The sequence below is a fragment of the Streptomyces sp. NPDC040622 genome, assembly GCF_055593965.1.
The window spans coordinates 525,880-540,125 of record NZ_JBVIXD010000008.1 but is presented as its reverse complement, the minus strand read 5'-3'; the positions used below and the strand labels follow the sequence as shown (position 1 = coordinate 540,125).

Genomic DNA, 14,246 nt, shown 5'->3' with positions numbered 1-14,246 from the left:
GGCATCACCTCAACTCACTGCAGGGACCACGGGACATCTGTCTCCCCACTCCGATGTCCCTCCGGTCCCAGGAGGTACACATGAGCACGACTTCGACCCCGGCAACCGAATCGGCACTGCATCGGGGCGCCCGAAGACTCTTGACCCGTTGTCGCGCGGCCTGTCTGGCGGGATCGCGGTACCGCACCGCGAGGCTGCCGCTCTTCACGGCCGACGGCCGGTACGGCGAGGAAGGCGAGTACGGCAGGTTCGGTCAGTACGGCCAGGAACCGGCGACAGCCCTCAGTCTGATGCTGATCGGCGATTCCACCAGCCTGGGCCTCGGCGCCGAACGGCCCGACCAGGTTCCCGCCGCGCTGCTGGCCACGGCCCTCGCGGCCGAGATCGCCCGACCCGTCGAGGTGCGGGTCGCGGCGGTGCGCGGCGGCACCGCCGCGCCGATGCAGAGCCAGGCGGAAGCGGCCCTCTGGGCCGAACCGGACGTGGTGGTGGTCATGGCCGGAGCCGACGACGTGCTGTGCCCGGTCCGCCTGCGCAGCCGGGCCAGGCGGCTCGCCTGCCAGATCCGGCTGATGCGGACCGAGAACTGCGCGGTCGTGGTGGCGCCCCGCCCCGACGTGGGATGGGGGGACGGGCTGCGGCGCCCGGTGCGCTCGCTGGTACGCCGGCGCGCCCGGCGCCTGGCCCGGCTGCAGACGGCGGTCGCGCTCGCCGAAGGCGCCCGGGTCACCTCGCTCGCGGAACCGCTCTGTCGCGAGGATCCCGCACGCGCACACGCGGCCGACGGCTTCCACCCGTCAGCCGTCGCCCACGCCAGGGCCGTGGACCGGTTGCTGCCCGCCGTGCGGGCCGCGGCGGGAGGCCTCGCACCGGAGAGGGCACGACCGGGGCCCGGCGAGTTCGACTTCCCGGCCGCCGACATCGCCGAGCACGCGAACACCCCCGATGCCCATTTCGCCTCGTTGGGAGGCGATCGGGTCGCGCTGCGGCTCCACCGGTCGAGGAGGTTGGCCGATGCCTCGGTCTGACGTCGTGCCGTCACGGACCGCCCGGGCGACTCCAGGCGTCGCCATCACCGGCCTGGGCGCGCTCACCCCGATCGGGCACGGTGTTCCGACGACATGGACCGCGGCGCTGCGCGGCACCAGCGGAGTCGGCGGGCTCCCCGAGGACTGGGCCGAAGAACTGCCGGTGCACATCGCCGCCCGCGTACCCGCCGACTTCGAGGAGGTGCTTGCCCGCCCGGAACGCCGACACCTCGACCGCAGCGGCCAGTTGGCGCTGATCGCCGGGCGCGAGGCCTGGGCGGATGCCGGATATCGGGGCGCGGCCGGCGGCGACTGCCCTCTCGACCCGCGCCGGGTCGCCACCGTCTTCGGCTGCGGAATGGGCGGTCTCGGCACCACACTCGACCAGTTCGAGGCCCTGGGAGCGAAGGGCGCGCGCTCCATCAGCCCCTTCTCCGTGACCATGCTGATGCCCAACGGCCCAGCCGCGGTCCTCGGCCTCGAGACAGGCGCGAGGGCCGGGGTCCACGCGGTGGTCAGCGCGTGCGCGTCCGGTGCCGAGTCGGTGGCCCGCGCCGCCGAACTCATTCGCCTCGGGCACGCCGACGTCGTCCTCGCGGGAGGCAGCGAAGCGATCGTCAGGCCTCTGGCCATCGCCGGATTCGCCGCCATGCGCGCCCTGTCGACCCGGAACGACGACCCGGAGCGGGCCTCGCGGCCCTTCGACAGGGGACGGGACGGCTTCGTGATGGGGGAGGGGGCGGCGGCCCTCGTCCTCGAATCCACCGAGCACGCCCGGGCCCGGGGGGCCCGCGTCTACTGCGAGCTCGCCGGCTCCGCGACCACGGCCGACAGCCACCACATCGCCCAACCGCACCCGGACGGCGGCGAGTTGTGCCAGGCGATCGACCTGTCACTGGAAAGGTCAGGACTGGTACCTGCGGACGTGGTGCACGTCAACGCCCACGCCACCTCCACGCCGACGGGCGATCTCGCCGAATCCCGCGCCCTCAGAAGGGGTTTGGGGCCGGCGCTCGACGGCGCGGCGGTCTCCGCCACCAAGTCGATGACCGGACACCTGATCGCGGCGGCCGGTGCCGTGGAGGCGGCGTTCACCGCTCTCGCGCTGCACCACAGGACGGCTCCGCCGAGCATCAACCTCGACGACCAGGACCCGGACATCGACCTCGACGTGGTCCGGGACGAGCCGCGCCCCCTGCCCGAAGGGCCCATCGCCGCGTTGAGCACGTCACTCGGCTTCGGCGGGCACAACGTCGCGCTGGCCTTCCGGTCGGTGTGACACGTCAGCACCTCTCAAGGGCTCTGCCCCTGCCCCTGCCTCTCGCTCCGCCAAGTCGCCGAGCCATCACGTCACCACGTCACCACGGGAGAAGTCCGCATGCCGATCGATCTGCTCACGGAGCTCGAACCCGTCGTCGAGGAGAACCTCAACAGGCACCTGAGCATGGCCAAGGAATGGATGCCCCACCGCTACGTGCCCTGGGGGCGGGGCCAGGACTTCGCCGAGACCGAAGAGGCGGAGCTCGAAGCCTGGGACCCGGACAAGTCGCCGCTCTCTGCCGAGGTGCGGGCCGCACTCGAAGTCAACCTGCTCACCGAGGACAACCTGCCCAGCTACCACCACGAGATCGCCATGCGCTTCGGCCGCGAAGGCCCGTGGGGCACCTGGGTGCACCGCTGGACGGCGGAGGAAGGCCGCCACGCCACGGCCATCCGGGACTATCTGGTCGTCACCCGCAGCGTGGACGCGGACGAACTGGAACGCCGGCGCATCGCGGTCATGGAGGCGGGCTACGACGGCGGGGACCGCACCGTTCACGAAGCGATCGCCTACGTCGCCCTGCAGGAACTCGCGACGCGGGTCGCCCACCGCAACACCGGCCGACGCACCGGGGACCCGGTCGCCGACCGACTCCTGTCCAGGGTCGCGGCCGACGAGAACCTGCACATGGTGTTCTACCGCTCGCTGGTGGACGCGGCGCTCGCCGTCGATCCGTCGGCCATGGTCCGGGCGATCTGCCGGGAAGTCATGGCCTTCGAGATGCCCGGAGCCCAGATCCCGGGCTTCCGGCGCAAGGCCATCGCCATCGCCCGCGCCGACATCTACAACCTCGGCGTGCACTGGAACGACATTCTCGGGCCGCTGTTGCGGCATTGGCGCATCTTCGAGCTGTCCGGACTCGACACGTCGGCGGATGCCCTGCGCGGCGAACTCGCCTCGTTCACCGAGCGGTTGCAGGCCGACGCGGAACGCCAGGCCGAGCGCTTCGCCCAGGCGGCGCATCGGTGAGCGGGATGCACAGCGGCATCGGCCGCCATCTGAAGAAGCACCTGCTGCGGTGGTACGCATGGTCCGTGCTCGCCACCCCGGTCCTGCCTGACCGCACCGAGATCCCTCCGTGCTCGGGACGGTACGGCGCGCCGTCCGGCGAACCCCTGCGGCTGGCGCTCCTCGGCGATTCGCTCGCCCTCTCCGTCGGCGCGGGACATTCCTCCCGTGCCGTGGGCGCGGTGCTGGCGGCCGAGCTCGCCGCCGCGGCCGACCGCCCCGTCGACCTCACGGTGCTCGCCCGCTTCGGCACCACCGCGACCTTCCTCGGCCGGCAGGTCGAGCGGCTCGGCCGGCTCGACGGCGCCCCCGGAACCGCGGTGGTGATCGTGGGCGGCAACGATGTGCTGACGCCCGTGCGGATGGCCACCTCGGCCAGGCGTCTCGCCGAGCAGCTCGGCGCGCTGCGGGACATGGGCTGGTCCGTCGTACTGGCCAGCTGTCCCCAGATCCGCCACCAGCCGTCCCTGCGCCGTTGGGTCCGTCGCCCCGCCGGGCGCCGCAGCCGCCGTCTCGCGATGCTCCAGACCCGCGAAGCGGTGCGGGCCGGCGCACGCGCGGTGTCCCTGTACGACAGCCGGCTCCTCGTGCGGGGCGCGGACACGCTGCTGGCCCGGGACTCCTTCCACCCCTCGGCAGAGGGGTACGCCGTGCACCTGGAGCGCCTGCTGCCCGCCCTGCTGGCCGCGTCCGACGTCAGCCCCGACCGCGGCGGCCGGGAGGTGCTGCTCGACGAGGCACTTCAGGCCGCGGTCATGGTGCCGGGACTGCACTGCGCACCGGGCGCCGGACAGGACCTGGCCGTGGTCGGCCTCGGCCACCACCCCCTGCCGGCCACGACGAGCCGGGCGAAGGAGTGAAGGGAGCCCGCACGTGCAGTCCGCCACTCACGTGCTCGCTGTCCTGCCGGCCGGGGCGACGGCCGCCGACGTTCCCGACCGCCCCGTTCCCGCGCCCTGCTCATCGGAGCAGGAACAGTGCCTCACCGACGAGATGTTCCGCGTGCTGAGCGGCGACCGGAACCCGCTCTTGGCCCACGACGACTTGACGCCGGGTCAGCGCTTGGACTGAGTGTTGTTCGCCTGTTTCGGCTGGTGCGACTGCTGTGGCAGCGCCCCCAGAGACAGGCGTTCCGCGTCGTCTAGAGCACGCCGGGCCGTCGTGAAACGGTCCTGAATGCTCATCAGCCCCGGGGCAGTGTCGGCATTCTTCGGATTCCGTGATGCCGGTGGGACAGCAGCCTCCGGGGCATCGGAATGCGGGGCGTCGGTACCGTCACCGGCCTCGGCGGAGTCAAACGCATTCTCCGCGGTGCGAGCCTGCTCGAGGGAATTGATGACGACGCCGATGAGCAGATTGACCAGCATGAAGGAGCTCAGAAGGACATACGTGGCGTAGTACACGAAGGACCAGGGGGAGATCTCAAGTCCCGCACGGACCGCTTCTCCGAGCCCGTCGAGCGTCATGAGGATGAACAGCGTGAGCGCCGCCCGCCCGATCGAGCCGTAGTGTGCCGGATCCGCGCGACCGAAGCACATCCACCCCACCATCGCGTAGATGTAGAGCACCATGAGGCCGACGGCGAGGAAACTCGCCGCCCCCGCCGCGCTCTTGACCAGAGCGGTCAGGATGATGCGGATCTGCGGCAGGAACCGGGCCGCACGCAGAATCCTGAGCAGCCGCAGAACACGCAACAGGGTGGTGCTGTCGCCGAGCACGGGAAGAAGGGCACAGGTGATGACGAGTGCGTCGAAGACGTTCCACGGCTCGCGAAGGAATTGCTTGGGATGGTCGGCGTGGGCCAGCGCCCGGAGAACGATCTCGATCGTGAAGAAGGCGAGGAAGACGAATTCCGCCGTGCGCAGCGAAGAGTGCCATCGCTCGGTCAGTCCGGAGTATGTTTCCATGCCGAGCAGGCCGGCATTCGCAAGGATGGCTGACATCGCCAGCGTGGAGAACAGGCGTGATTCCGTGAGGGATCGGGCGCGCCGCGCGATCCGCTGCCGCTGCGTCACGTCCATCCGAAAGGCTAGATGCATCGGTCGACCCGTCTCGTGCGCCGTGCAAGAACAAGAAACCAAGGTACTGGCTGCCCAAAGATGATGCCGATTAACGCACGCGCGTGCATTCATCTCATCGTCGGGGTGCCATCGCATCGTCGTATGATTCCACCTCGCTAATGTGATGAGTGAGGGATCTCATTTCATCTTCCCGCGCCCCGACTCGGAATGGATGTCAGTCACCTTCGGGGCAGAAGCTACCGCCACAAGTGGTATTCGCTGCTCCGTCATGGCGGAGGGACCACTGCTATCCGGGTGGTCTGCGCGGTCCGTTCAGCATGGCCCGTACGGCGGGCTGAGAGCGGTAGGGAAGGAAGGCGCGCCGCATCGACCGGCTCGCACGACGGACTCGGGCGGACTGAAGTCCGGTGCCGATTTCGGTGAACGTCTGCCAGGTCGCGCTCGCCTCCTCGACGTGACCGGTGTTCAGCAGCAGATGCACGCGAAGGGCACAGGTCAGAGCCTGACCCCGGCGGTCGTCGGCACTGCGGTGAGCGAGCGAAGCCGCCAGGGCCTTGGCCGCCCCGGTGGGGTCACCGAGGTGCCGCAGCGTCTGGGCGCGCTGGAACTCCAGAGCCGCGCGGGGATACACGGAAAACGGCGAGGGATCGCCCCTCACCACCTCTGTCGTGGACTGCTCGGCCTCGTGCAGAGCGGAAAGGGACCCGCTCCGGTCGTCGTTGACGGCTCGGACGACCGCGAGCTGGGCGGCGACGAAGGACCGTACGGCCGATGGCGCGGCGGACGGCAGCGCGGCGAGCGCTCCCTCTCCATGAGCCAGCGCGGAATGGGGATGGTTGAGCGTGAGTGCCTGGCTGCTGAGCGCACGAAGGATCATGGCCCTGGCGATCGGATCCTCGGCCTCGTCGGCGAGGAGCAGCGCGGTCGCGAAGTAGCGCTGGGCCGCTCCCTGTATGCCGGAGTCCTCGTACTGCCGGGCCAGCACGAAGGTCAACCGGGCGGCCTCCGCCCGCAGTTGTTGACCCGTCAGGGTGTTGGCGGAGTCGCGCAGCCAGGGCACCACGTCGTCGGCGAGGTAGGCGCACAGGGCGCTGCGGGCATGGCCCCCGCCGTGCCGGTCCAGGCCCGATGCGGACACGTCCACGGCGCTGCTCACGGCGGCGATCTCGGGGCTGCCCACCGTCGGCCTGCGGCTCGCACCGGGGGTGCTCGTGCTCCGGGCGGACGCGGTCCCGTCGGCCGCCCACCCAGGAAGCGGCAGCCCCGCGGAGTACGGGGACTGCTGCAGAGATACCCGGTGCAGGGGATCGGTGTCGGATCCGACCAGCTCCGCGAGACTGCCGACGGCGCTCCGGGCGGGTGGGCCGGCGGACGGCGGACCGCCGAAGCCCCCGTCGGGTTCGGTGAATCCCAAGGCGTCGGCGGTGACGGGGCGGCCGAGCCGCCGGGAGAGCACTTCGGCGACGAGTTGCGGTACCTGACGTCGTGGTTGTGTGCCTGTCAGCCAGTGGGACACGGACGTCCGGTCGTAGGAGAGCCTCAGTCCGATCTCGGACGCGGCGATGTTGACTGCGCGAGCCAGAGCGGCCGAGGTCCACTCCGACTCGTTCAGGAGGGCGCGCAGTCGGTCATTGGACTGCTTCTGCGTCATCGCACTCCTTTCTTGCCACTGTCTGAACAGGCAGGTACCTCCGCTGAGTGACGGTTCCGAGGCCACGTACTTCTGGATTACGCGTCGTCGAGCGGCGGTTTGATCGCTGGTGCAGTGAAGAGGGGGGCTTCCGGCATGCAGGGCGGGCGTTCGATACCGGGCTCACCCTGGGAGCAGACGGGAGTTGGCGGCTTGTCGGCGGGGCGGGAATCGTCGAAGAGGGGGGAGAGGACGAATGGGTCGTTCATGAGTCATACGCATGCCCGTGAACGGTCACGGTGAGCGGTTACCTCCGTCGAATCACTCCGTTGGACGGTGGTACGTGCCGGATGCTCCGCACGGCCGCATCACACAAGTGATCCCGGACGGAGCGGTGTTGGCACCCACGGTCGTCGGTCGGAGCCGCGCGGTCATCGGGCATGGATTCCGTGTGCCCCCCTGACGGGGTCGGATGCCCCGGTGCCGAAGACGCGGCGTTGAATGTGTTGAATGCCGGCGCAGGACCTTCGCTTTCTCGGCCAGGGGGTGGACCCGGGGATCTCCGGGTGTGTACACATCCTCGGCGATGAGCGCCTCGATCCCGACGAGCGACGACTGACAGAGGCGAGGTGCCGCGGCGGCCGGCGTGCCGAGGTGCCGGCCCAGGCACCGCGGTCTTCCGGTCTTCCGGTCCTCCGGCACTCGTTCACCGTGCAACGCCCAGCGGCCCAGCGGCTCAGCCGTTCCGTTCCGCACGCGCCCAGTTGTCGGAACTCCACCAGTACGTGGGCCGTCCCTCTCGGCCGCTGGTGCGGAACGGCTTGCCCTGGTCGTCGATGCGCAGCACGCCGTGCCGCTTGCCGCTGGACCACTCCAGTTCCAAGTCCCACCGCACGTCGTGCAGTTTGGTGGTGGCCGTGATGAAGAAGACCCGGGGATCGTTCTCGCTGATCCGGTACGGGAAGGCGCGGCGGCCCGCCTGGGGTGTCGCGCGCGGGGTCGACTCGTCGAGGTCGACGTCGAAGGCATCGCTGTGGACTTCGCTGCCGCAGCGGGTCCCCACCTGGTAGTTGCTCCAGTCCGGCGGCGCGCCGACGCTCTGGACGCGGACCTTCATGCCGCGCAGGGTGACGCTGTCCCTGCCCGTGCCCTGCAGGGTGACCTCGATGTTCTGACGGCGGGCCGAGACGGCACCGAGTGCCCCGACCCAGGCGGGTGCGTCCTGCTCGGCGGGTGGCCGCGCCATGTCGGCCGGCTTGCGGTCCACCAGGAAGCTGTGCCGGCAGTCGCCCTGATAGAGGTACGGCCTGACACGCGCCGACAGCGGTGTGCCGCGCTCCTCGCTTCGCGCGTCAGGGAGCCTCGGTCCTTTGCCGCCGTCCCGGGAGGCGTCGGCGGGAGGGGGCGCCCCTTGCCGCGTCCCGGCGGGGGAGGAGGGCCGGGTGTGCTCCCCGGCCTTGCCCTCGGGGCCGGGCGTGGCGTCGGGGCTGTCATGGGCGCCGGTCCTGCCCCTGGCATCGGGTGCGTCTCGGCCGGAGCCGCCTCCGGGCCGCCGCTCGGGCGGCGGCGTGCTCAGGTCCGGTGGGGCCGTGGGGCCGGCGGTCCGCCGGTGCTGGTCGGCGTGTCCGGTGCTGGTCGCAGCGAGTGTGACGGAGCCGGCCGCGGCGACCGCGGCGACGGCGGCCGCGAGGACGAGGGTCCGCCGCCTGCGTGCCGGAGCCGAGGGTGAGGCTCGCCCGGGGCCGAGGTCGGAGGCGGTGGGGGGAGTGGGAGTGGGAGTGGGATCGACGGTGAGGCCGGCAGCGGTGGGCTCCGCCGCCCGGCCCCGTCCCGCGTCCGCGAGGACCCACCGCCGGTGCACCTCCACCAACTCGTCCGGCGACGCCCCGCAGAGGCGGGCGAACCGCTGCACCATCGCGAACTCGGCGGGTACCGCGTCCCCGTTGCAGTACCGGTGCACCGTCGACGTACTCAGATGGAGCTGTTTGGCCAGCACTCCGTAACTGAGGCCGGACCGTTCCTTGAACTCCCGCAGCAGCTCCGCGAGAGACACCATCTCTGCCCCCACCATCCCGGTCGGTCGTTGTGGGGCCCGTGGTGTCCGCCCCCTGGTTCTTCCGTCGCGGTGCGGGGGAGTTACGCGTGGGCGCTGATCACGCCACCGGCACCGAGCACGATGTACACGCCGTTGGCGACGCCTCCGTCGTCGTGCTGGTCGGCCTCCAGCGTGCCGTCCACCGAGCCGTCCCTGCCGAGGATCCGGGCGCGGTAGTGGAGGTCGCCGACCTTCGTCACCTTGGCCGTCCAGCCGCCCGCGAGCCCGAACGTGCCGGGACCCTGGCGCCCGCCGCCCATCCAGGAGGTGACCTTTCCGTCCGGCGTCAGGACGAGGAACATGTCGTTGGCGTCGAGTCCGGCGTCGTCGCCGTCCGCCTCCAGGTCACCGAGGACATCGCCGCGGGCCACGATCTCGGCCCGGTAGTGCTGGTCACCGAGCTTGTAGATCCTGGCCGTGCTGACGCCGTCCGCCAGCTTCTGGGTGCGGACCGGGGCGGCCGCCCTGCCCGAGGAGGACCGCGAGGAGGACTTGGCGGTCTGCCGCACGGCCAGGCCGACGCCGGAGGCGTCGATCGCACCGCCGCTTCCGGCGGAGCGGGCGGCGGCGGAGTCGGTCTTTCCCGGGCCAACGTTGTCATCGCCCCCGGTCTGGCAGGCGGTCAGCGAGAAGGCCGCGGCGGCGGCGACGGCCACCGGGCCGGCGGAACGGACGGTACGGCGAACACGGCGAGCGGTCATGATGAAAGTCCCCCCACGGGATATCGCGATCGGGATCCGGCGCCGGCCTGCTCGGGCAGGACGTCCGCCGGATCTTCTCGTTGCTGCATCCCGTCAGATGGACCCCGCTCGGGGGACGTTCAGCGAGTTCTGTCCGTACTTGGTAACAAGGCCCCCGCGATGCGCCCGGCGGCCGCTGGGGGCGGTCTCAGGCTCGTGCCGCGCTCTGGCTCCCCGAGCTCTGGCCGGGGATGCGGCCGCAGACCAGGTTGCCGGGTTCGACGGGGTCGTCGCTGATCCAGAACTGGGTCCACAGGACGGCGAACTCGGAGCGGGTGATGCGGCCGTCACCGTCGAGGTCCAACAGGTGGAAGACGTCGCGCGTGTCGAGGGGGTGACCGTGCCACGTCTCGACGAGCAGCTGGTGTTCGGCGGGGGAGATGCCCCCGTCCCCGTCCGCGTCCACGGCGTCGAAGAGGGCGTCGGCCGTGGCGGTGACCTTCTCGCGCATCGTGGGCAACTGATCGACGACGGTGAGGAGTTCACTCATGTCGACCTTGCCGTCGCGGTTCGCGTCGGCGGCGGCCCGCAGCGCCTCCCACCAACCCTTGCAGATCTCCTCCACCCGCGCCCGCAGTTCGGTTCCCGGTTCCACGCCGGGCAGTCGGCCCCACCGGATCACGAGCGCGTCGAAGTCGTCCTCCCGCAGGTACCCGTCGGAGTCGGCGTCGAAGGCCGCGAACATCGCCCGGAGCTTGTCCTGCTGGAACTGGCTGGCCACAACGGGGCCCTCCTTGACGTCGTACCGACGATCCCCCGGGCGCCTGATCGCCCGGGAGGCGGCGCGGCACGTGCGCGCCGCTGGGCGATGTCTGTCCGCGGGGGGACCGTTCGGAACGACACGATCGGGTGCATTAACCGTGGCCCGCCTGGGAAAGGGGGTCAGCGCTCGGTGTCGGGAGCGGGCGCGCCCGGTACCCGGCGGTCTCCGCCGTTGTGGTCCTGCCACAGGCGGTACACGTCCACGGCCCCCTCGCGCGGGTCGTGGCGCATCGGCAGCCGGCGCTCGTCCCAGGGCTTGGCGAACTCGCCGTAGAAGGTGCTCAGTTCGAAGTACCTGCGGTCGTCGACGTAGTGCGGCTCGTAGGCGTCCCGCGTCGTGACGAAGACGACCTCGTCCGGCGAGCAGTAGTAGAGGGCGCCCAGGCACATCGGGCAGGGCTGGGCGAGTACGTAGATCGTGGTGCCCGTCAGGTGCTCCGTGCCGAGCCGGGTGCACGCGTCGCGGATGGCGAGTACCTCGGCGTGGGCCGTCGGGTCATTGGTCTGGGCGACCTGGTTGGCGCGTTCGGCGATGACCTCGCCGTCCTTGACGATGACGGTGGCGAACGGGCGGCCGCCGTCCTCCACGTTCTGCCGTGCGAGGTCGACGGTGCGCTGTGCGAAGTCCATGGGGTGCCTCCGGTGGCGTCGGTGGGTGTGGTGTGTCGAGAGGCCGGTGTGCCTCCCGCGCTGCCCTTGCCTCATCCAGAGTCGTTGACCTGCGCCTATTGTGTCCAATACGCATTATCCATGAGAGTTATAGATGCGACCTATGGCCGCTCCGTGCGGGCGACGTGCCGTCGGGGCGGCAAGCAGGGTGAGGCGGGGGCGAACGGGTGGGATCCCGCGTCTTCCGGGGGCAGTCGGCCTGGGAGCCGCCACCTGGCAGGCGGGACATTCGTTGTGCCGCCATGACCCTCACCAAGAAGATCGCCGCCACCCTTCTGGCCCTCGGCGCCATCGCCGCACCGGCCTCCGCCGCCCAGGCGAACGAGGCGGGAACCCCTGCCCGCGCGGCGTCCCGCCTGACCCTGACGCTGACCCCCGTCGACGCCGAGCGCGCCGGACCCCGCACGGTCACTCTGAAGTGCGAGCCCAGCGGCGGATCGCACCCGGCCGCGGCGCGTGCCTGCGCGGACCTGGCGGCGCGGAACGGCGCCGTCGAAGGGCGGCCGGCCGAGACGACCTGCACCATGATCTACGCCCCGGTCAGGGCCGAGGCGCACGGGGTGTGGAAGGGGCGCACGGTCGACTTCGACAGGGAGTACGGCAACGCCTGCGAGATGCACGCGAAGACCGGGCGCGTCTTCCAGTTCTGAATCCGCCGGCGGGGAGTCTCGCAGGCCCGGGCGCACCCCTGAGCCGTTACGGGTGGGGTGCGTCCATCGTGTTGGCGGTGCACGGGCACGGGTAGGGCCAGCGGCTGTCGAGGGCGTCGGGGCAGCCGGACCCCGGTCCGCGCAGGCACAATCCCTCGATGCAGCAGGCGCAGTCGGCGCAGACCTTCACCGGGACGGTGACCGTCGGATTTCCGGAGCCGCGTTGGTGCAGGTCCGGCATGTGCTGTCGGCGGAAGTGTGAAGACAAAGCTGAGGACTCCTTGCACTGCTCGGTGTCGACTCTGTGGATCCGTCTTCGTTTCCTTCTGTCACCTGTGTCACCGGGATAACGCCAAGCGCGCTACAAGCCGGTTGAATGTGTTGAAATGGCATCTCATCTCAGGATTTATCACCTTGGTGACAGGCGTGGGGTGGACGATCATGCAGTCCTTCGCGGAGCGGTGCTCGACGGCCACCCCGGGCGCTGAACCGGTCCTGCGCACGTGCGGCACGCTGCCGTCCAGGGGCAGCGGCGCCAGGTCCACCAGGGTGAGGCCCGCGTCGGCGAACAGCCGGGCGTAGTGGTCGGCGCGCCGTTCGCGGCCGCCGACGTTGCCCATCATGTGCAGGTCCCCGGCGGTGGCCGGCGAGGCCGAGCCGTCGTCGGGCAGGACACGTTCGACGACGAGCAGATCGGCGCTGTCGGACATCGCGCGGGCGCAGTGGCGCAGGATCTCCCGGCAGCGGTCGTCGTCTCAGTCGTGCAGGACCCTGGACAGGACGTAGACGTCGCCGCCCCGGCCTCGACGGTGTGCGGACGCTCCAGCAGGAGGCCGTGCGGGCGGGGGTGCGCGGAAAGGAATCGGCTGAGCAGTTCCCCGTTACCGCCCGCGATGTCGACCACGGTGGCCCCTTCGGGCGCCGCGGTGAGCGAGCACGACCACCGTGGTGGTGTGCTCGACCGGTCTTCGAATCCTCCCGTCTGTCACGGATAGAGATGCTAAGAAGCAAAGATCCGTGTTATCGCCTGAATCACCTGAATGCACGATTCGAACGGAACAGTGATCACCGCGTCGGGCAGGCCCCGGCCTATTTCTTGATCTCGTAGCGCAGAAGCGCCAGGCCGTTCTCGAACGCGGTGGCCTCCGCCAGCCTCAGGTCCTGCCGGTCCGTGAAGACGCGCGTCCCCTTGCCGCGGGACACCGGGCAGACCAGCATCCGGACCTCGTCGACGACGCCGGCCTCCAGCAGGGAGTGCATGAGGGTCAAGCTCCCCCAGAGCCAGATGTCCTTGCTGCCCTCCCCGCTCCGCTCCTTGAGTTTCCGGACTGTGGCGATCGGGTCGCGCGTCACGGTGGCGGCGGGGTAGTCGCCCCAGGGGGCGTCGTCCAGCTTCGACGAGGCGACGTACTTGGTGAGCTCGTTGAGCTTACGGCCGTACTCGCCCTGGTCCTCGGCGTGCGGCCAGTAGCCGTGGGACTGGGCGTAGGTGGTCGCGCCGAGGATCATCGTGTCGACCGAGTCGATGAACCCCGTCAACTCTTCCTTGAACGCCGGGTTGGTGGTGTCGGAGAAGGGTTCTCCCGAAACGAAGCCGAGCCCGCCGTCCTCCTCGGCGGCGATGTTGTCTACGGTGATCCACTGCTGGACGATGAGCTTGCGCACGGAGGTCCTCCGGTACGGGACGGTGCGGCCACGTCGGCCGCGTCTGCCCCTGGGACGGGGCCGCCCCGCCGTTCTCGACATCACGCAGCAACGTCCGACCGGCCGGGGGCCGGCTAGGGCGCTTCCCGCGGGACGTTCGCGTGCTCCGCCTTCCTCCCCGCCCGAGCCCGGTACTCGTCGAGAGTTCCCGCGGCGATCCCCGAAAGCACCGCTGCCAGGGCGAAGGCGACGGCCAGGACGTTGAGCGAGTCGTAGGGCCCGTCGGCCGCGACGACGCGACCGTCGTCCAGCAGGCAGTCGAAGCCCAGCGGGAAGTAGGAAGGTTCCCACCCGGCGAGTTGGTCGAGTGTGCCGGGCGGGAGGGAGCGACAGAGGACCGCGGGGGAGGACCCCGCACCCGACTCCGCTTCGCCCGCTTCCCACTGGACCAGCCCGAGCCCGATCGTGTAGACGATGACGGCGCCCACGGCCGCCATGCCCGCGCCCCACGTCAGCAGGTCCCTGGGCCAGTCCGGCCGACGCCCGGGGAGGGCGACCGACACCAGCTTCACCACGACCGCGACGGCCCAGAGCCCTCCGGCGAGCACAGCGCCGTACATCAGCAGGACGAACATGTTGCCGTTGCCTTTCGGGTGTTGCCGACTCCGCCGACGTCGA

General features: G+C 70.7%; 16 protein-coding genes. 6 read left to right on the top strand and 10 right to left on the bottom strand.

Going from position 1 to position 14,246, the window contains the following annotated elements; translation table 11 throughout:
• Positions 1–80 precede the first annotated feature (80 nt).
• From ACZ592_RS25625 to ACZ592_RS25605, 5 genes are all read left to right on the top strand, one after another.
• Complete coding sequence (locus tag ACZ592_RS25625) at positions 81–1,028, top strand: GDSL-type esterase/lipase family protein (RefSeq protein WP_471583957.1); 948 nt, start codon at positions 81–83, stop codon at positions 1,026–1,028.
• Complete coding sequence (locus tag ACZ592_RS25620; RefSeq protein WP_471583956.1) at positions 1,015–2,307, top strand: beta-ketoacyl-[acyl-carrier-protein] synthase family protein; 1,293 nt, start codon at positions 1,015–1,017, stop codon at positions 2,305–2,307. The genes ACZ592_RS25625 and ACZ592_RS25620 overlap by 14 nt, the downstream gene beginning before the upstream one ends.
• A gap of 99 nt (positions 2,308–2,406) precedes the next feature.
• The gene (locus ACZ592_RS25615) at positions 2,407–3,318 is read left to right on the top strand and encodes an acyl-ACP desaturase (protein ID WP_471583955.1); all 912 of its coding nucleotides are present in this window, start codon (positions 2,407–2,409) and stop codon (positions 3,316–3,318) included.
• Between the two features lie 5 nt (positions 3,319–3,323).
• Complete coding sequence (locus ACZ592_RS25610; protein ID WP_471583992.1) at positions 3,324–4,217, top strand: GDSL-type esterase/lipase family protein; 894 nt, start codon at positions 3,324–3,326, stop codon at positions 4,215–4,217.
• Between the two features lie 13 nt (positions 4,218–4,230).
• On the top strand, positions 4,231–4,428 hold the full coding sequence (locus ACZ592_RS25605; protein ID WP_471583954.1) for a hypothetical protein: 198 nt from the start codon (positions 4,231–4,233) through the stop codon (positions 4,426–4,428).
• On the opposite strand, the gene ACZ592_RS25600 is transcribed toward ACZ592_RS25605, so the two are convergent.
• From ACZ592_RS25600 to ACZ592_RS25575, 6 genes are all read right to left on the bottom strand, one after another.
• Positions 4,413–5,378 (bottom strand): ion transporter, encoded by a 966-nt coding sequence (locus ACZ592_RS25600; RefSeq protein ID WP_471583953.1) that lies wholly within the window; start codon positions 5,376–5,378, stop codon positions 4,413–4,415. The genes ACZ592_RS25605 and ACZ592_RS25600 overlap by 16 nt on opposite strands.
• Before the next feature lie 286 nt (positions 5,379–5,664).
• On the bottom strand, positions 5,665–7,029 hold the full coding sequence (locus ACZ592_RS25595; protein WP_471583952.1) for a hypothetical protein: 1,365 nt from the start codon (positions 7,027–7,029) through the stop codon (positions 5,665–5,667).
• Between the two features lie 715 nt (positions 7,030–7,744).
• On the bottom strand, positions 7,745–9,064 hold the full coding sequence (locus ACZ592_RS25590; protein ID WP_471583951.1) for a helix-turn-helix domain-containing protein: 1,320 nt from the start codon (positions 9,062–9,064) through the stop codon (positions 7,745–7,747).
• An 80-nt stretch (positions 9,065–9,144) separates the two neighbouring features.
• Positions 9,145–9,804, bottom strand: a complete 660-nt coding sequence (locus tag ACZ592_RS25585; protein ID WP_471583950.1) for a hypothetical protein — start codon at positions 9,802–9,804, stop codon at positions 9,145–9,147.
• Between the two features lie 187 nt (positions 9,805–9,991).
• Complete coding sequence (locus ACZ592_RS25580) at positions 9,992–10,564, bottom strand: EF-hand domain-containing protein (protein WP_471583949.1); 573 nt, start codon at positions 10,562–10,564, stop codon at positions 9,992–9,994.
• 161 nt (positions 10,565–10,725) lie between these two features.
• On the bottom strand, positions 10,726–11,235 hold the full coding sequence (locus ACZ592_RS25575) for a nucleoside deaminase (protein ID WP_471583948.1): 510 nt from the start codon (positions 11,233–11,235) through the stop codon (positions 10,726–10,728).
• 281 nt (positions 11,236–11,516) lie between these two features.
• Here ACZ592_RS25575 and ACZ592_RS25570 point away from each other — a divergent pair, with 281 nt between their 5' ends.
• A complete protein-coding gene (locus tag ACZ592_RS25570; RefSeq protein WP_471583947.1) occupies positions 11,517–11,924 on the top strand; it encodes an SSI family serine proteinase inhibitor in 408 nt (135 codons plus the stop codon).
• Positions 11,925–11,970: 46 nt separating this feature from the next.
• On the opposite strand, the gene ACZ592_RS25565 is transcribed toward ACZ592_RS25570, so the two are convergent.
• The 4 genes from ACZ592_RS25565 to ACZ592_RS25550 form a co-directional block, all read right to left on the bottom strand.
• On the bottom strand, positions 11,971–12,192 hold the full coding sequence (locus tag ACZ592_RS25565; RefSeq protein WP_471583946.1) for a hypothetical protein: 222 nt from the start codon (positions 12,190–12,192) through the stop codon (positions 11,971–11,973).
• Between the two features lie 70 nt (positions 12,193–12,262).
• A complete protein-coding gene (locus ACZ592_RS25560) occupies positions 12,263–12,634 on the bottom strand; it encodes a methyltransferase (RefSeq protein ID WP_471583945.1) in 372 nt (123 codons plus the stop codon).
• Between the two features lie 379 nt (positions 12,635–13,013).
• Positions 13,014–13,589, bottom strand: coding sequence for a dihydrofolate reductase family protein (locus ACZ592_RS25555; RefSeq protein ID WP_471583944.1), 576 nt, complete (start codon positions 13,587–13,589; stop codon positions 13,014–13,016).
• A gap of 113 nt (positions 13,590–13,702) precedes the next feature.
• A complete protein-coding gene (locus tag ACZ592_RS25550; protein WP_471583943.1) occupies positions 13,703–14,203 on the bottom strand; it encodes a hypothetical protein in 501 nt (166 codons plus the stop codon).
• Positions 14,204–14,246 lie beyond the last annotated feature (43 nt).